The 18,593-nt window shown below is 43.7% G+C and carries 13 protein-coding genes; 6 read left to right on the forward strand and 7 right to left on the reverse strand.

Annotation, left to right across the window (positions count from 1 at the left end; translation table 11 throughout):
• Nucleotides 1-194: 194 nt before the first annotated feature.
• Complete coding sequence (locus tag AAA970_RS15085) at nt 195-533, reverse strand: winged helix-turn-helix transcriptional regulator (protein WP_338237733.1); 339 nt, start codon at nt 531-533, stop codon at nt 195-197.
• 132 nt (nt 534-665) lie between these two features.
• On the opposite strand from AAA970_RS15085, the gene AAA970_RS15090 reads away from it, so the two are divergent.
• A complete protein-coding gene (locus tag AAA970_RS15090) occupies nt 666-1,667 on the forward strand; it encodes a YhdH/YhfP family quinone oxidoreductase (protein ID WP_338237734.1) in 1,002 nt (333 codons plus the stop codon).
• Between the two features lie 329 nt (nt 1,668-1,996).
• On the opposite strand, the gene AAA970_RS15095 is transcribed toward AAA970_RS15090, so the two are convergent.
• Nucleotides 1,997-2,353: a hypothetical protein gene (locus AAA970_RS15095; protein ID WP_338237735.1), complete on the reverse strand. Its 357-nt coding sequence runs from the start codon at nt 2,351-2,353 to the stop codon at nt 1,997-1,999.
• Between the two features lie 318 nt (nt 2,354-2,671).
• A complete protein-coding gene (locus tag AAA970_RS15100) occupies nt 2,672-5,722 on the reverse strand; it encodes a GH92 family glycosyl hydrolase (protein ID WP_338237736.1) in 3,051 nt (1,016 codons plus the stop codon).
• 300 nt (nt 5,723-6,022) lie between these two features.
• Here AAA970_RS15100 and AAA970_RS15105 point away from each other — a divergent pair, with 300 nt between their 5' ends.
• Nucleotides 6,023-6,355, forward strand: coding sequence for a hypothetical protein (locus tag AAA970_RS15105; protein ID WP_338237737.1), 333 nt, complete (start codon nt 6,023-6,025; stop codon nt 6,353-6,355).
• A 930-nt stretch (nt 6,356-7,285) separates the two neighbouring features.
• Nucleotides 7,286-7,813, forward strand: coding sequence for a hypothetical protein (locus tag AAA970_RS15110; RefSeq protein WP_338237738.1), 528 nt, complete (start codon nt 7,286-7,288; stop codon nt 7,811-7,813).
• 144 nt (nt 7,814-7,957) lie between these two features.
• Here AAA970_RS15110 and AAA970_RS15115 read toward each other — a convergent pair whose 3' ends face one another.
• Complete coding sequence (locus AAA970_RS15115) at nt 7,958-8,806, reverse strand: sialate O-acetylesterase (RefSeq protein ID WP_338237739.1); 849 nt, start codon at nt 8,804-8,806, stop codon at nt 7,958-7,960.
• Between the two features lie 267 nt (nt 8,807-9,073).
• Here AAA970_RS15115 and AAA970_RS15120 point away from each other — a divergent pair, with 267 nt between their 5' ends.
• A complete protein-coding gene (locus AAA970_RS15120; protein ID WP_338237740.1) occupies nt 9,074-9,976 on the forward strand; it encodes an AraC family transcriptional regulator in 903 nt (300 codons plus the stop codon).
• 500 nt (nt 9,977-10,476) lie between these two features.
• Here the strand turns inward: AAA970_RS15120 and AAA970_RS15125 are convergent, their stop codons facing one another.
• From AAA970_RS15125 to AAA970_RS15135, 3 genes are all read right to left on the reverse strand, one after another.
• Nucleotides 10,477-12,117, reverse strand: a complete 1,641-nt coding sequence (locus AAA970_RS15125) for a sodium:solute symporter (protein WP_338237741.1) — start codon at nt 12,115-12,117, stop codon at nt 10,477-10,479.
• 2 nt (nt 12,118-12,119) lie between these two features.
• Nucleotides 12,120-13,682, reverse strand: coding sequence for a cellulase family glycosylhydrolase (locus tag AAA970_RS15130; RefSeq protein ID WP_338237742.1), 1,563 nt, complete (start codon nt 13,680-13,682; stop codon nt 12,120-12,122).
• A gap of 168 nt (nt 13,683-13,850) precedes the next feature.
• Nucleotides 13,851-14,873, reverse strand: coding sequence for a glycoside hydrolase family 130 protein (locus AAA970_RS15135; RefSeq protein ID WP_338237743.1), 1,023 nt, complete (start codon nt 14,871-14,873; stop codon nt 13,851-13,853).
• A gap of 351 nt (nt 14,874-15,224) precedes the next feature.
• Here AAA970_RS15135 and AAA970_RS15140 point away from each other — a divergent pair, with 351 nt between their 5' ends.
• Both AAA970_RS15140 and AAA970_RS15145 read left to right on the forward strand, forming a co-directional pair.
• Nucleotides 15,225-16,520 (forward strand): glycoside hydrolase 5 family protein, encoded by a 1,296-nt coding sequence (locus AAA970_RS15140; RefSeq protein ID WP_338237744.1) that lies wholly within the window; start codon nt 15,225-15,227, stop codon nt 16,518-16,520.
• Nucleotides 16,521-16,567: 47 nt separating this feature from the next.
• Complete coding sequence (locus AAA970_RS15145) at nt 16,568-18,571, forward strand: T9SS type A sorting domain-containing protein (protein ID WP_338237745.1); 2,004 nt, start codon at nt 16,568-16,570, stop codon at nt 18,569-18,571.
• Nucleotides 18,572-18,593 lie beyond the last annotated feature (22 nt).

Genomic DNA, 18,593 nt, shown 5'->3' on the forward strand with positions numbered 1-18,593 from the left:
TAGGAACAGACCTGTTTTATCATTTTAGATTCAGGGACCAGGAATGATCGACGTCTTATTATAGGTTATTTTATTGATTTATTGGGAGTTGTTAAAGTCGGGATTAATTTTTAAAAATAAGTAAAGTTCAAATTTATCTGTTCAGTTTCCTTGGCCTCCATTGTACTTTCGTTCAGAGGAAGACAATAAGACCACTATTCACCATTATGGGGATTAATCCCATCAATTTGCTTTTCAAACTTGATTCCAGCCCGGAACATACCTTTCAGAGTCGGGTGGATCTCCCGTCCCATAGCTGTCAGGCTATACTCCACTCGTGGTGGAACTTCCGGAAAAACAGTTCTGTTGATTAGGCCATCCTCCTCTAATTCTTTTAGTTGCTTGGTCAACATGCGTTCACTGATGTCATCAATCAATTTCACCAATTCACTATAGCGCTTATCTCCCTGAGAAAGGTGCAAAATTATGGTGGCTTTTCGCTTTCCCTTCACCACATCTATAAAAGTGTCTATCGGACAATAACCTTTTTTCATTTTTTTTCTTTCCTAACCCACTGATTCTGAACAATACGGAACAAAATGTTCGTTAACTTACAAAATGTTCGCTCTTGTTAAAGTGCTGATTTATTGAGAATTTCGAATTAAATATTAAACGTAAATATAAAGATGGGACAAAATAATCAAACATTCAAAGCATTTAGAGTAGAAGAGCAGGATGGCGCATTCAAGACCTCCATTCAGCAGATGCCTTTTCAGGAGTTGGCAGAAGGGGAAATCCTGGTAAAAGTACATTACAGCTCTTTGAATTTTAAGGATGCTTTGTCTGCTTCTGGTAACAAAGGGGTAACCCGTAACTTCCCGCATACGCCCGGCATTGATGCCGTAGGAATCGTGGAGCAATCCAATGCGGAGGCGGTTGCTGTAGGAGCAGAGGTGATTGTGACCAGCTATGATTTAGGAATGAATACGGACGGTGGTTTCGCCGAGTATATCAAAGTTCCGGCAAACTGGGCGGTAAGCTTACCGTCCGAAATGAGCATGAAAGATGCGATGGTTTACGGGACTGCAGGTTTGACTGCCGGAATGTCAGTTCAGCGCTTGATCGAGCAGGTGAAACCGGAAGATGGTAAGATTGCGGTATCTGGTTCTACAGGTGGAGTTGGGGCTTTGTCTGTAGCGATTTTAGCTAAATTGGGTTATACGGTTGCTGCGATTACTGGTAAGGCATCAGAGGAAGCTTATTTGAAAAATTTGGGTGCTTCCGAAATTATCCTGCGTGAAGATTTTGAAAACCTGGATAAAAAACCAATGTTGAGAACCGCCTTTGCCGGTGCGATTGATACAGTGGGGGGAGTTATTTTGGAAAATCTGATCAAAACGACACAGCCATTGGGTGCGGTGACAGCCTGTGGAAATGCGGCAAGCATTAAAATTGATTTGACCGTATTCCCATTCATTTTACGAGGTGTAAGTCTTTTGGGAATTGATTCTCAGAATTACCCAATGGAGAAAAGAACGGCCATTTGGGAAGCTTTGGCGACCACTTTCCGTCCGGACGCACTTATGGAAGTTTACGAAGAAGTTACTTTGGAGCAGTTGCAAGAAAAAATTGATTTGATTCTTCAGGGTAAATTGAGCAGAAGAGCGATTGTGCGCATTGCGGAATAATGATCCGAATATAAATAATCTAATTAGAGCCGTTCGGGGGAGTGCCTTCGAACGGCTTTTTTTTACCCCCGTATAACTTGCCAGGCTTACAGGTCAAGAGACCCAACGATACCACATAAGCCGGCTTATTCCTGCTTCAACTCTCGCGTAGCTGCTGGGCGGGAAAAATGAAAGAATAGTACGCTATTTCCTTTTTATTCTAACGAAGCAGATGAAGGAGGAGAAAGTAAGCATAGCCAAATTGGGGCTTTCAACAAATCAGAGATCACAGTATTATGAAATGAAATCACTTAAGTCGAACGGCTTCAATTAGCGGTGAATAATTGGGGTTAAAGTTTTTCTAATAAAGGGAGGAATAGGGAAGATAAATCTTTAATGGCGATCACTAAAAAAAGAAGGGTTAAGGATGTGAAAAAAAGGTGGGCCATGAAATATCTGAATTGAAGTTGGGGTCTTCCTTCTTTATTTTTCTTGCTTTTCCAGGCATTATACAAACCGGCAGGCGCCATAAAAAACATGACCAGAACAGGTCCGCCGATCAAAAGACCAAGCAGGGGGAATAAGGGGAAGGCCGGTTTGATGATCAAATTAGAAAAAAGGGAGAGTAACAACAGGCTACCATAAATCTTAAACTGACTTTTCGATTTTTTAAGGTAAACCGGGTCGGTGTAGGTCGCTGTCTTCATTGTTTTTATTCAAATATAGGGATTTTATTGAAAAATTCCGGATCTAAAAAAAGCCCATCGGGTATCCGACGAGCCTCAACATTTATTAGGAGTAATATTTAACCCGGATTATTCAGGCTTAAATCCTCGTTTAGCTGTAAGGCGGAAAAAATGAAGGAATAGTTTCCTATTTCGAGTTTTTTCCAACGAAACAGATGAATGAGGAGAAAGCAAGCTTGCCCAAATTTGGGCTATTATAAACTAAAGAAAATAAATTATAATAAACTAAAAACAAACCACTTACGCTTAGTCAATTAATTTAGCGGTGAATAATTCGGGTTAATTATTCTCAGGTTCTATCACGATCTCATCTGCAAACATCCAGCTGGCATTGCCAAAGCCCGGGTGCCATTCGGGTAAATCACCCATAGTGGTCGCGACTACTTTCAGGTAGCGGATGGTTTGCCCTACTTCCACCGCAAATTGGAAGCGACGGATGGTCTGATGGTCATCCGGAACCGCATTTTCCTGAAAACCTGCGGATTGCCATTTTTTACCATCTTCAGAGTAGAATACTTCATACTTTACCGGCAGGAATACCCAGGAAGAAGTATTTCGAAGGAAGCCAGTGGATACTTTAGCGATGTGCTGCTCCGTTCCCAAATCAATAACGGCCTCCAGGTCATGTCCGTCAGAGAAACCGGACCATTTGCCATCCCGCAGGTTCGCCGAAGCGGATACTCCATCCAGCAGAGCCCATTTGCCCGGGTTATAAGCTTTAGAATCCGGCTCATGTGTTAATTTCAAAATCGGATATTGCTTACCTTCTATATGGTAAATTGCTCTGTTAAAATCAGTTTTAAATACCGGGCTCACTTCTTCTCCCAATACGCTAATCGCCTGCAATTGGGCGCTGTTGGTCAGGTGAATCGGCAATTGGTAAAGGCTTGATGCCGTAGTCGGGCTGGACCCATCCAGCGTATAATAGATTTTCGCCTCAGGCTTAATACTCCCCAATTCGACTTTTAAATCATCAGTAAAGATACGTTGATCACTTGCGGTGTAGGGCATGAATAACTGATCTTCTGAATACAGCTCTTTTCCAAAAGCTTTCTCCACATCCGCTTCCGGAAGCTGAACATTCCCCCAATCAGAAGGCTGTGCCCCCATGACGAATTCCAGTGTTCCTCCGGCCATAATGTCGGCATGGTGGATGAAGGCTTTATGGTAATTTTCGCCGTTCAGTTTTGCCGACTGAATATAAATGTTTTCCGGGCTATTATTTTCTGCCTTAACCGTGAAAGTCTGTCCGTTTTCAAGCTTCAACTGAATTTCATTGAATACCGGAGAGCCGATCAAATAAATGCCGGAAGCCGGATTCACCGAATACATGCCCATGGCGGAAAGGGTGTACCAGGCAGACATTTGTCCGCAATCCTCATTACCCGAAAGACCATCCGGCAGGTTGGCATATTGCGTTTCCATGATATGACGCACCCATTTTTGCGTCTTCTGCGCCTGTCCGGCATAGTTGTACAAATAGGCAACATGATGGCTCGGCTCGTTGCCATGTGCGTATTGCCCGATCAGACCCGTCACATCACTGGCATGCTCATTATCATTCACCGCTTCCTGCTCCCACATATCATCAATTTTTTGAGCGAAAGCCCCAGGCCCGCCATAAAGCTCCATCAGCCCGTTTACATCCTGAGGAGCGAAGAAGGTATAGTGCCAGGCATTTCCCTCGGTATATTCTCCGGATCCCAGAGTAGTGATGGTCATCGGGTCAAAGTCTTTCACCCAGACACCGCTGGCGCTTCTCCCCCTAAAGAAACCCGTAGATGCATCAAACAATTTCCGGTAATTCAGGGCGCGTTTACTGAAAGCTTCATAGTCTGCTGTCTTACCTAAAATTTTAGCAGATTCTGCTATACACCAGTCATCAAAAGCATACTCGACGAGTTTAGAAACCGAGTTGGACTCCCAATCATAAGGAATGAAGCCCAGATCCATCAGGTGATCAATGCCGCGGTCCCGGGTGGTGGCGGAGTTTTTCATGGCTTCAAAAGCCAGTTCATAATCAAAGCCTTTAGTGCCTTTAATGATCGCATCGGCAATCACCGGAACAGCATGGTAGCCGATCATGGTGCCGGTCTCATTGGACGCCAGCTCCCAAACCGCCAGCTCGCCGCTCTCTTTATATTTTGCTAACAGCGTATTGATAAAGTCTACATTCCTGCTTGGTTCCACGATGCTGTACCATGGATGTGCCGCACGGAAGGTGTCCCACAGGGAAAATAATGTATAATAATCGAAACCTTCCGCAGTATGAATTTTCTGATCCATTCCGCGGTACTGATGATCCACATCCATATAAATGTTCGGATGAATCATCGTGTGATAAGCAGCCGTATAGAAAATACTTTGTTCGTCTTCCGTTCCGCCTTTTACCGTTGCCTTTTGAAGTTCTTTTTCCCAAAGGGCCTGTGCCTGATTTTTCACAGCTCCCCAGTCCCAGCCATTGTTCTCGGCTTCCATATTTCTGCGGGCCCCGTCCACGCTTACGGCAGATAATGCCACTTTGGCGAGTAAGGGATCATCAGATTTTTCGAATTCGAAAATGGCCTTAATATTTTGCCCCTTCAGGGATTTGATTTCACTGCTAACGTTTTGCCCATCGTTTAATAAGGCCGTCCTGATGGGTTGGCTGAATTGTAATACGAAATAAACGTACTGATCACGTGCCCAGCCCTGAGATCTTCTCAATCCGCTTACTTCGTGGTCTCCGGTGATGGTCAGTTCCAGTTCCCGGATATTATCTCCGATGCCATGCACCAAATCCAATATCACTTTTGGGTTTTCCTCCCCATTAAAGGTGTATTGATGGAATCCGGTCCTTGGGGTAGCCGTCAGCGCCACATCAATATTGTGCTGTTGGAGTTTTACACTGTAAAATCCCGGCTGCGCAAATTCTTCCTCATGGCTAAAAGCAGAGCGATAACCCGCTTCCGGCTTTTTTTTACTTCCCGCTTCCCAGTGATTAACTCCGGTGAAGGGCATCAGTAGAATGTCTCCATAATCTCCACCACCAGTACCACTCAGGTGGGTGTGGGAAAATCCCATAATGCTGCTGTCGGAAATATGGTAACCGCTTGACCAGTCCCAGCCTTCATTGCCGGTGTCCGGGCTTAGTTGCACCATGCCGTGTGGCGTGGTCGCGCCCGGGAAGGTGTGACCATGTCCGCCAGTGCCAATCATCGGATTGACCTTGCTCACCAATGCCGGCGCTTCCGGTAGGGATTGTTGTCCTTTAGGGCTGCAAAATTGGAGCAAAAGGAAAGAGGCCGCCAAAAATTTCAGCCCGGCCTTATTGCCGAAAAAATTCAACATATATGATGGGTTTAAGATTTTCTATACTGTAGCGAATTTGGATGTGCTCGTGTAAAAATATTAGTATTTCAGGCATACATCCCGCATACATTTTAAAATGATGTTAAAAATAGTGGCTTTTTATTAATTATGGCGTCTGAAATAATAAAAATAGGGGGAGTCGGAATTCATTTTCAGGAGGCATTCATGGGAATTCAATTTTGGGGCGACTACCTTTGTTAAGCCAATGAAAACTGTCGGACTGTTGGTCGTTGTGGTTTTCCATCAGCTGTTTTAGGTCGGACTTATTAAAAAAATACGATGCAATTACCTCAATTTATGATCGTCGAGGAACCCCGCCAACAAGCGCTCGGGACCTTTATCCTTTCCAATGCCAAACCGAAATTACTGGCACGCGCTTATTATCTTCCCATTGGGGAAAAGGGAGCCGCAACCCAAGCTCAGCTGGAGGCGCATTTCAATATTGGTTTTGGCGGTGTTTTTGGCGATAAGCGGATTTTTGTAGGTGCCGTGGATATTTACACCAAACTCAAAGGGAATGATGAAAATGAAAAGCTGTTTTTGAAAACGATGAAACAGATGGCGGAATGGTATGCGGATTTTCTGACCTGGGAGGAAGAGGTTTCAGCATAAGGACGAATATTTATTGCGCTTAGGCTTTCTTAGTAAAAAGGCCGCTTCTGTCTGAACCGCTTTGGCCTAGGATGCTGCAGCTGTATTTTTCATGGTTAAATCCTCCTTTTGCAGCAGGGGAAAGAGAAAAATCCCCTATTTCGAGTTTACTCCAAGGAAGTAGCTGAATGAGGAGAAAGGAAGCTTGCCCAAACTGGGGCGTTTAACCCTTCAGCATTCATAATTTTATTAAATTCAAAGCGAGTTAATTAATCTGGTGGTGAATAATTCAAATTTGCAGCCGGATGGAGTGCTTTTAAACATGCTCAATAGCGTTTTTTTTTAGGGGCTGTCCTTCGCTACACTCCGGCCGGGCTCGCGCTAGTCGCTCTTTGGGCGAGGGCGGAGGGGAACGAAAATTTGCCCTGCCCAAAGGAGCTTCACAATAGCTTGATCCCTCAGCCAGGCGGGCTTCCGCCCGCGGGGACATGTGCATTTAGCTTTGCCATATGGCTTTTGAGGGCAGTATGGAGAGTGATTTTTTTTAGGTTGTGATATTAAGTCGGATGGTGCATGCTTTATCCCTCATTTATTCGTAAGGCTAGAATTATGTGAGAATAGCATCTTGTTTCGAGTATTTCATAACCAAGCAGATGAAGGAAGAGAAAGGAAGCTTACCCAAGTTTGAGCTATTGAAAAAATCAGGAAAACACCTATAGCAATTATCCTAAGGATTTAGGAGCGGACAATCCAATGAAAGTGGGGCGTGGCAAAATGCTACGACCAGGGTTGGTGGTAGGGCCTGGTGGTCAAATGCTTCAGCCGGAATGGATCTGAAATACCCTTCCAGATAGGCCAAAAGTATTCATCATCACTAAATAATCCTGTCTGAAAGTGACGAATATTAGATGAATTTTGCTTATTGTATTGATATAAATAATTTAATTTTTGATGAGGATAGTAGTATGTCTGTGGTGTTTCCTGTATGGTATGAATGTCTTTGCTCAACAATTGAAAGACGGGAGGGGTTTTGATTCCTGTTTTAAAAATGAAAAAGACATTGAATTTCAGGGTAGTGTAAATGGTGTTCTTTTTTGTGTTTTGGAGGGTAAGGATTTAATTCTGGATTTTCAGGGGAGCAGGGCTCAACTCAATTTTGTTCCGGATCCGGAGGAAGTATATGACACTGGTAGTTATGAGTATTCGGGAGCTACTACCAGTGGAAAGACTATGGTGCGTTATAAAACCTATAGCCTCGCCAATCAATTTTCTGTTATTTTGAATAATAGGGAGTTTACAGCCTCGGCCATAGATGGAGGATGTGATCTGGTGTTGGGGCCTGTTGATTATTATTATCAGGCAGAAAAAGAAGCGGAATACTTGGTGCTTTTTTTTAGATCGGAGCTGAAACTTAGCGATGGGAATTCCGATATAATGGTGAAGAAAAACTCCACCCTTACGTTTGCGATAAATCGATAATTGGACATTAACCCATGGTCATAGCCTTTTGCTACGACCGGTCTTGGTTAATAGGTGACGGCCAGTTTTGTAGGATTTGGATAATCCTTAAGGCCTGGTTGAAGCTTCACTGTAGGTTAGTAAACGGCTTCAACTACTGTTGAACTAAAGCCCTTTAAAGCCCTGTTCCTTTAAAATTCCCAGCATTTTTCGGGCGTATCTTTTTCCTAAAGTCCTGACCCCTTCCGAATCAAAATGTACCAGATCTTCCTGCACGGTGCAGCCCGAGGAGGAGATGACATGGGCAGTCGGAATGGTTTCAGGTAATTGATTGATGATGGGGTTCATGGCTGCGCACTGGCCGTTTTGATCGGCATGGACCACCTCTCCGGCCAGTAAGGGTACTTCGCTGGCTTTTAGTGCCAGGTCTTCCAGCATATTGTCATAGACGGTTTTTACATATTGCGGCCATTGGACATCTCCGGTATTGGTTTCGCCCTGATGCAGCAAAACGCCTTTAATGAGCCCGTCTTTTTGCGCCATTTTTGCCAGTTGTATCAGGCGTTCATAAGGATTGCCTCCGAAGACTTCAATTTTTTCGCCGAACCAGGCTTCCGGGTAGGTGTCTGTAAATTGTTGATATTGTGCCCGGTCAAACAGGCGGATGTCACATCCGCCAATGGCAACGTTAATGACGCCAATTTTGATATGTTCTGGCAGGTTTTCCACCATCGTGCGGCCAAAATAATCGGCAGGAGATAAGCCTTGCCAGCATTGACTAAGGGGAGGATTAGCGGTTTGCCAGCTTTCCTTTTTTCCTTTTATGTCTGGGCAATCCATGGCACGCATTACCTGAAAACGAGGGTCCGCCACCTTATCCTGTTCTTCAACAGGGGCGGAGCCTTCCATATTCGATTGGCCGAAGCAGAGATAGATATGAAAGTTGGCATCTTGCGCCAAGGAAGATAGGGAGGTAAAGAATAATATTAATAATAGTATGAAAGAGTTACGCATAGGATTAAAAAATTATGTATTACTTATTTGTAGGAACACATCATATATTTTAAATATCTGGCCGGTTTATGAAAAAAGTTTTACCCCTTCCGGATATAAGGATAAGTGATCCTGAACGAATTTACTATTTATGCATAAAAAGCAAAAAGATGATGGTTATATTTGCCAAATGCTATCAGTATATAGCACGAAATGATTATATTCAGCTTTTAGTTTTGTTTTAGGAGAAGCTTATGTCGTTTGGTATAATATTTTTATTTTTTAGTAATGAAAGTCTATCCGGAAATTACCCCTGTTACCAAGAGTGATCTCTTTGTACTGCAGTATCATGAGAATGCAGATTTTGATTATCCTATTCACTCTCATGAGGAATATGAATTAAGTTTGATTATTAACAGTGGGGGAGATCGCTTTATTGGAGATTCTATTGATGCCTTTGGAGAGGTAGATTTGGTATTGCTGGGGCCAGGCATTCAACATTGCTGGGAACCAGCCGCTGATAAATTGGAAAATGTTACGGTTACCACTTTACAGTTCGGGCAAGAAATTTTTCAGAATAAACTTTTTGACAAAAAGGAATTCAGTCAGTTTGTAGCCCTGAGAACTCATGCAGATCGGGGAATTGCCTTTCATGGGGAAAGTGTGGCACCTATTGTAAAAGCCCTTAACCAGTTAAAGGGTTTGAGTGGATTTCCGGCGGTTATTGGTTTTATGAAATTATTGGATCGGATGGCCAATGCGATGGATTTTGACCTTTTATTAAGTGAAGGCTATTCCAATAGCCTGGATGAGAGCAAGAGCCGGCGTATAAATATAGCCTATGAGTATGTCATGAAAAACTTTGATAAAAAGATACTTATTGGTGATGTGGCGGCTTCCTGTAATATGTCGGAATCTGCTTTTAGCCACTTTTTCAAAAAGTGCACCAATAAGAGTTTTACCCAATTCTTAACGGATGTTCGACTGGGGCAGTCTTATCGCTTATTACTGGAGACGAAGAAAAACGTGGCAGAGATTTGTTATGAATGTGGCTTTAATAATTTATCCAATTTCAATCGGATTTTTAAAAAAGAAAAGGGGATGACCCCTCTTGCTTTTCGAAAATATTATGAGGAAAAAACTTTCTTTGAGATGAAAGAAGATTTCTGGGAGCAGTCCAGTGCTTCTTAGGATAGCCGTGTAATTTTTCAGATCAATTTATCGTAAAAAAAGCTGTCTTTTCGGACAGCTTTTTTTGGTTGACAGGGAATTGCGGATGGACTCCGTAAGCCGAATTATTCACCACTGAATATATTGAACCAATCCAAACGTCACGGTAATAAATAATCCCGGGCTTTTTTCGTTGGTTTTTAAATAGCCCAAATTCGGCTAAGTCTGCTTTCTCCCCATTCCTCTGTTTTCCTTGAAAAAAGCGACCAGGGGACTATTCCTTGTTTTTTCCCGCCCAACAGCTAAAGGAAGATTTAAGCATGCATAATTCGGCTTGGTTTCATTTTTCAAAAGTCTTTTAGCGTCGGTTTAAAACCGTAGCCTCCGAAGTAAATTCGAATGATCGGAAGCGATTATCGAAAATTTCTCAACAATAGGGATGCTATTCTCTCGAAATATGCGGGCTTCGCTTCTGTATTAATCAAATTTTCGTTCCGAATTCTGGCTTTTAAAACCTCCTTTTAGGCGTAAATCAGAAAGGAGGCAAAGCAGGCCACTGCCAGCAATAGTGCCAGCCAGCGGAAATTCTTATACCAAACCACGCCTTCCAATTCTTTGGTCTCGGCTTTCCATAAGCTTTTGTTCCAGGTGAAGGCCGCTACTTTTTCGGCAGGTGGCACTTCCGAGCGATAACTGATAATCAGTGTGGCCGAAACGTTAATGAACAATAAGAATGGCACCAATAGCAGGAAGTGAAGATCTGCGAAAAAAGGCAGCGAACTTTTGAATACTAATAGCAATACGGCCACAGCAAGACCGAAAATCAGCCCGAAGAAAGCGCCTTTGGCATTGACCCTTTTGTTAAACAATCCAAGGAAGAACACCCCCACCACCGGAGGAGCCAGATAACTCAACATTTCCTGATAGTAATCCACCAAAGAGCCGAATTTTTGAATTTGAGGTGCCCAGAATATCGCAATAATCAGAATGACTGTTGAGGTAATTTGGCCCACTCTCACCAGTTTTTTGCTGTCGGTATTGGGCGCAAATTTGGAATAAAAATCCATGGTGAAAAGGGTAGAAGCCGAATTCAGGGTAGCACTCAGGGTGGAGGTCAATGCGGAGATCATCGCCGCAATCACGATACCCACCAATCCAACCGGCATCAGCTCCATGATTAATCTTGGATAGACCTCATTTACATCCACGCCGTATTCGCTGACCACTTCATGTCCAAAAGCTTCCGCCGGAATTTGAACATGAAACAAATCCATTGCGCGCGCTGCCAATCCGGGGAAGATGAAGACAATCAGCGTGAAGATATACAATAACCCCACAAACAAAACCCCTTTACGGCCGTGGTCCACGGATTTGGCCGAAAGTACACGTTGCACCATGACCTGATTATTTCCCCAGAAGTAAAAGCCCAGCACGGGTATTCCGACGATCATGCCCAGCCATGGCACGGCGGGGTCATCCATGGAACGCGTCAGGCTCATCCATAGTCCGTCATTAAAACGTTCATGAAATTCTGCCCAGCCGCCAATATTATCAATCGCTAAAAAGGCCAGGATGATTGAGCCAATAATCAGAATAACCGCCTGAATTAATTCCGCATTGATGGCCGAAGAAAGTCCGCCAGGAATGGTATAAATACCAGCGGCTATGGCCAGGAAGAAGATAATCGTTTGTAGTTCTGCTTCCGGATAGATTAGTTTGATGATCATAGCACCGGCATACAAAGCAGCAGCAGCATCCAGGAATACATTGCCTAAAATAGTAATGGCGGAAAAATAGTATCTGGACTTTTTATCAAATCTTTTTTCCAGAAATTCAGGCATGGTATAAATGCCTGATTTAATGTAAAAAGGAAGAAAAAAAGTGGCAAATACAATCATCACCAGTATGGAAACCCACTGATAATTGTATACCGCTAATCCGGTTTTAAAGGCCTCAGCTGACTGCCCGATTAAAGTCGAGCTGGACACGCTGGCGGCGAACAGCGAAAGTCCCACCGCCGGCCATTTCATATTTCTCCCTGCGAGGAAGTAATCCTGGGAACTGTCATTGGAAGAGTTGAAAAGGGCCCAGGCGATGACCCCAATAACATAGACCACGATCAGGCCTAAATCTATCGTACTTAAAGTGATATTTAAATCCATATTTAGTCCTTAAAAGTTGTTAAAACCATCACCGATTTAGCCGGGATTTCAATCGCAATGCCATCTGCTGGCTTAACTTTAGCTAAAGTTTTAGCAGTGATCTCCGCTTTTTCTGTGGTAGGATGAGCACGGACATACTGATGAATCCGGAAATCTGTTTTTTTATGCATGGAAGGGATTTCCAAATGCAGGGCGTGGCTTTGTTCGCAGTTATTTGCTAAAAGCACGGAATAGTCTTCTTTAAATTTTCCGGCAGTAATCCGGAGACCTTCTATATTTTCAAATTCCGGCTTCAGGATGGTGGTGTTGGCCGGAAAGTATTTACAGGACCAGGACCAGGGGTAATACCAGGGCCGAATGGCTTCATCCGCGGGATTATCACAAATCTCGGTTCCAAGGATGTTCCAGAAGCCCCAGCGTTTTAATTGGTTTTTATTGCCCAAATCTCCGTAGGTATGCATGGCATCGTCCACATCCCAGGCGATCATTCCTGCCCCTCCGGCATTCATATACTGGATCACGGCATCGGTCATGTCCACTCCGTATTGATAATCGTAAACACTCATCTGCGAATCTTCGGGGGCCGTATGCGGATCTTGTTTAGCCCTTTCAATATTTTCATGATAGGCCGGCGTTCCCCATTCTTCTTTCAATCCGATCTCTCCCACAAAAAAGGGCTTTCCTTTGGCTTGTGTCAGTGGAAAATCCTGGTCAAAATGGGTAAACTCAACAGCTTTCCCTTTGCGGACCTCTTCCGCTGGCAGGTAGGCATGGATTTCATAAGCACCTAATTGTTGGTCCAGCTGTTCGGTGGACATTTTTACCCAGTCTTTACCGCTGTATTCCTCCTTATATTCCGGATAGGTGTAGTGCGGAACACTTCCTGGTCCGGCAATTTTTATCTGATGTTTCAGGCCTGCCTGGCGCAGGGACTGGTCCAGGGCTTTTACCCCTTGCTGCCATTCCCGGAAATTACCTAAGGTGCTGGCCCAGTCTCCGTTAGGTTCATTAATCAGGTTGTAATACTTTAGGCAGGTATATCCTTTTTCATGTATTAAATGATTTAAATATTGGATAATCATTTTCGTCCAGCGCGGGTCATCGGCCCCATCTAATCGGGCTTCTTTTTTCTCTACCTCATGCATATGGTGAGGTGTTCCCCATTCCCCGATTACCACGGTAATATTCCTGCTTTGGCAGTAGTCCAGTAAACGGTAGAGTGCCATCATTTCCGGGCGATCAAAATTCACTATCGGCATACCTGCAGCATCCAGCCCTTCATAATAGCGCCAGTTGGCTTGATCCATCACCCGGATAAATTGGGGTTGCATATAGTCCAGGCGCTGATACAGGGTGTCCCATTTGGCGGGATTGTCCATCAGGGCGCCCCATTGCGCATCTTCGCTGTCCGCATGGGGATAGGCCGACCATTGAACGCCGTTTCCAATGTACTGGTCACAGCTGATATTTTCAGGGGCTATGGTCACTAAGCTTCCCTGCGGGATATTGGAAGAGCAAGCCTGCATACAAAAAAGGGCGGCTGCCTGTAAAAAATATTTTCTCATCAGGATAGGATTATTTCTAACAAGTCAAAGCCTGATTTCGGCCCTGACTTGTTGGTTGGATGAACCTTTGAACAGGGTAGCCTGTCACGGTGGAATGCTGATCCACCAGCGGGCGAACCTGTCCGGAGCGTCCTTCATTTTACCATTAATTAAATGGAGTCAATAAGCTTATTGAGCGAAGTTACGATCATTTTCCTTAATAAAGCTCACCAATTCGTTCACATTGCAGGTGGCCAGTGCACAATACTGATCTGCCGCTCCATAATAAACAAAGAGGGTGTCATCTTTCACTACATTGCCCACCGGGAATACGCATCCTTTATAGATGCCGTCTGTTTCGTAATCAAATTCCGGTTCCATGATAAAGTCTTTGGTACGGGCTATAATTTTCGAAGGATTTTCCAAATCCAATAATGCCGCGCCTACCCGGTAAATTTTGTCATTACAAACCCCATGATAGAGCATTATCCAGCCTTCCGGTGTCTTGATCGGAGGGGTATTGCCGCCCACTTTTTGCTCCCACCATTCTTTTCCGTTTAATAATAATTCAGAAGGATTTTCCCAAACCATCATATCATCCGAATAGCTGATCCAGATAGAAGCGTGGTCTGTTCCATAGGCTTCTCCAACCCATTCTTTAGGACGGTGTAACATCACGTATTTTTCATTCACTTTCTCCGGGAAAAGAATAACATCTCGGTCATCCAATTGCGGACGGGTCATTCTCCCTACGCGTTCATAGTTTTTTAAATCTTTGGAGATGGCCAGACCGGTATTAGTAATATTTTTTCTTAAAACGGCTGGTGCAGATTCGGGAAAATCGGGTTCAATCACTTCATCATAAGCCAATTTCCAATATTGTCCGGGAGCTACTTTACGGTAGGCATAGGTCACAAAGAAAGTATCATCGAATTTGACGATTCTTGGATCTTCCACACAGCCCGCATCCGGGCCATCACTACTTGGAGAAAACACCGGCTCACTGGAAACACGCTCAAAATGAACGCCATCATTACTCTCTGCCAACCCCAGATGAATATAGTGCTCCTTATCGTCACCTGCTGCTCTATATAATAAGTAGAATTTTCCATCCTCATACCAGGCACCCGGATTGCAGGTTACTAAGCTTTCCCATGCATTCTCAGGATTAGGGGATAAGATTGGATTGTTTTCGTGCTTCTTCAGTTTCATCTCTTTGAAAATATATTAATAGAATAGATCTAAATCTTTTGATTTTTTTGATGTTTCAAAATTAGGGAGGACTTTCGGACTATTATAATACTTTCCTGTTCATAAATAATGAGATAATGAAATTGCTGGGACGGCTTGATTTTCTTCCCTATTATTGTTTCGTGAAAAGATTTTTAGTGCGGTGTGATAAAAAGAATAGAGGTAGTTTTTCCTGCATACTTAAATGAAATTATGCTTTATAGTAAGTGTATTGATTGAGGGAGGATCGTAAGCTGCCTGATGGAATCCAAAATGGGGGAGTCGCTTTGAAGAGGGCTCCATCCTTAATAAAGAGATAATAAATATTTTTATATGAGTAATTTTTTTAAACGTTTGGTTTTGACCTTGTTGATGAGCGGCACCATTTTTAATTTGACCGCAAAGGGCCATGAGGGTTTTGTCAAGGTCAAAGGCGCTTCATTTGAAATTGGTGGTGAGCCTTATCGATATATAGGTGCGAACTTTTGGTATGGAATGAATTTGGCTGCCCAGCAGACGGGTAATCGGGAGCGATTGTTAAGGGAGTTAGACGATATGAAGTCGGTGGGCATTACCAACCTGCGATTAATGGCTTCCACTGAAGGAACAGATGATCCCTGGCAGGTGAAGCCTACGCTGTTTCCGGAAGCAGGCAAGGTGAATCAGGACATGCTGGAAGGTCTGGATTTCCTTTTGGCCGAAATGGGCAAACGAAATATGAAGGCCGTGCTTTGTCTGAATAATTTCTGGACTTGGTCCGGGGGAATGCCGCAATATTTAAAATGGAGTAATCCGGACCGCAGTATTCCTTTTCCTCCTCCGGCCGAGCATGGAGATTGGTGGAAATATGCGGAATTTGCTAAAAGCTTTTACGGTGATGCCCGGGCGGTGGAAATTTTTCGTCAGCACCTGAATATTTTACTGGATCGTCAGAATTCGGTCAATGGCCGCTATTATAAAGAAGATCCCACCATTATGAGCTGGCAATTAGCCAATGAGCCACGGGCCAATGCGGAGGTAGAAGCTTATCTGCAATGGATTGAGGAAACGGCTGCGCTGATTAAGGAAAAAGCCCCCCGACAGCTGGTCAGTATCGGTTCTGAAGGTTATGGTCCTGATGCCAAGGCAGGAACAGATGCCTTGCGTGATCATGCCCTGAAAAACATTGATTATGTCACCACCCATGTTTGGATTGCCAACTGGGGCTGGTTTGATGCTGAAAATCCCGAGCTTACCTTTGATGCTGCCTGTGAAAAGGTATCCGCTTATTTTGAACGCCATCTTCAAGCGGCAGAGGAATTGAATAAACCTCTGGTGCTGGAGGAATTCGGTGTCGGTCGTGATGGGGATAGCTATGCCGCGAATAGCAGCAGCACTTATCGGGATCGTTACTATCAGTGGGTTTTTGAGTATATACTTAATGCACATCATAATGGCCGTCCATTTGTGGGTTGTAATTTTTGGGCCTGGGGAGGGGAAGGCAGACCTCGAACACCAAAATGTGTGTGGGAAGAAGGCGATGATCTGATTGGTGATCCACCACATGAATTCCAGGGTTGGTATTCTGTTTATAATACAGATAAGCGTACTAAGAAACTGATAAAAAAATATAATAAACAGCTGAAATAAGTGTTTCAGAGTGAATTTTTGATTTGATTTGCGAAATTTTTAGAGCCATGAGAAAGTTTTATTTTGTTTGGTGTGCCATTTTTTTCAGCACTACTTCCTTGTTCGCCCAATTGAATATCAGCGATTATGATTGGTTAAACGGGCAAGAGGTCGCTCAATTTGAAAAATTGTCTTTACGTGTAAAATTAGCCGGTGCTGATTTTACCAATCCCCATAATTCGGCTGATATTAAAGTAGATGCCAGTATTTTACTCCCATCGGGAGAAGCGCTTCATCATCCCATGTTTTATGAGGGAGCGGATGATCAGTTTTCCTATTGGATGCTTCATTATGCTCCTCAGGATAAAGGGGATTATCAGCTGCAGGTAAAAGCAGTGGATGGTGATGCATCAGCAGAGGGTCCGCAGGCCACCTTTAAAGTAAATAAGGGGAATGGTCACGGTTTTCTGAGAATGAATCAGGACAATCAGGCGGCCTTTCAGTTTGATGATGGTAGCTACTTTCGGGCAGTAGGCCAGAATGTGGGCTGGGAAGCGCGCCTGAGTATTGGGGATGACCCCAAATATACATATGATTACTGGTTTCCAGCCCTAAAAGCGGAGGGGATGAATTTTGTGCGTACCTGGATCAATGCGCCCTGGAATATTCCTTTGGACTGGAAAGCGCCGGTTTTTGGCCGTTATGATGCTTATGATGGGGAAGGTTTCCATCCGCAGGGAATTGAGCGAATGGATTTTATGTTAGAGGAGGCAAGGAAAAACGATATCTATTTGATGGTGTGTATGGATTATCATGGTGCCTTATGGGTAAATGATAATGACAATTGGGGGAATAATTTCTGGAAGGATAACGTTTATAACCGTGTGAATGGAGGTCCCTGCGATCTTCCGGAGGAATTTTTCACCCATGAAGAGGCGAAACGTATGTATAAAGACCGTTTGCGATACTTCATTGCCAGATGGGGCTATGATCCTACTATTGGAGTGATAGAGCTTTGGAACGAGGTAGATAATACCATAGTTTATGAGGGACAAAACATTAGTGAAGCAGCAGTAGTGGCCTGGCATCAGGAGATGGTAGATTATCTGAAAGCTCATGATCCTTACCAACATTTAATCAGTACAAGTATTTCTCACAATGAAGTATCCGGACTGTTTGGTGTAAGTGGATTAGATTTTTCTCAATTCCATACTTATGGTGCCTCTGATAAAGATTTTAGTAATACCTATAATTATTATAATGATAAATATCCAATAGGAACCGTGGCTGGTGAAATCGGGAGTAGTTTTTCCGGCGTTGCAGCTCCTTTCTCGAATGAAGTAGACTTTTTACATGCGAAATTGTGGTTGGGGCTTTTTCAGGATGCCCCTATATTGCCCATGACTTGGTGGTGGGAAGCCTATGATAAAGAAGAGGGAAATGGGGTGTTCGGCCCGATAGCGGCCTTTGTGGAGCGCATGGGATTAGGGGAAAAGGATCAAATTAGTGGTCAGTTGAATATTTCTACCAATGAACTGGTGGATGTTTTCAAGCTTTCTAATAATGAAGAAGTTTTCCTGTTGATTCAAAATCAAAATTCATCCATTCGGGATCTGAAGGTGATGCTGGGCAATATGCCCGGGGAAAATTTCAATTATCAGTTTTATGATGTTTACAATAATGAGTATAGCGAGTGGGCGGCGGTTTCCAGAACAGAGGCCGGTAATCTGTTCTTTACCGTGGATGAGCTGGCAGGGAATGAGCAGATCGTTATTATTTTAAAAACAGATCATGTTTTAGATCATGATGATCCATTGGGCTTGAATGATTTGAAAGTTTATCCTAATCCGGTGAAAGATTTTTTTCAGGTGCAATGGTATTCTTCCCTGGGAGGGAGCGCTAATATAGAGCTGTGGGATATGCAGGGCCGTCGTGTATGGGCACGGGATTATCAGATACAGGTAGGCCTGAATCAGCTGCAGGCAAAAGGGCTCAGTTTGTTTCCGGGTGCTTATATTTTAAAGGTGCGTAATGGAAAAGAAGTCCGGCACAAGAAACTTTTGGTGGGATGATAGTAAAGGCGGGCGTCGATGT

It is taken from the genome of Persicobacter diffluens (genome assembly GCF_036244895.1).
Classification (GTDB): Bacteria; Bacteroidota; Bacteroidia; order Cytophagales; family Cyclobacteriaceae; genus Persicobacter; species Persicobacter diffluens.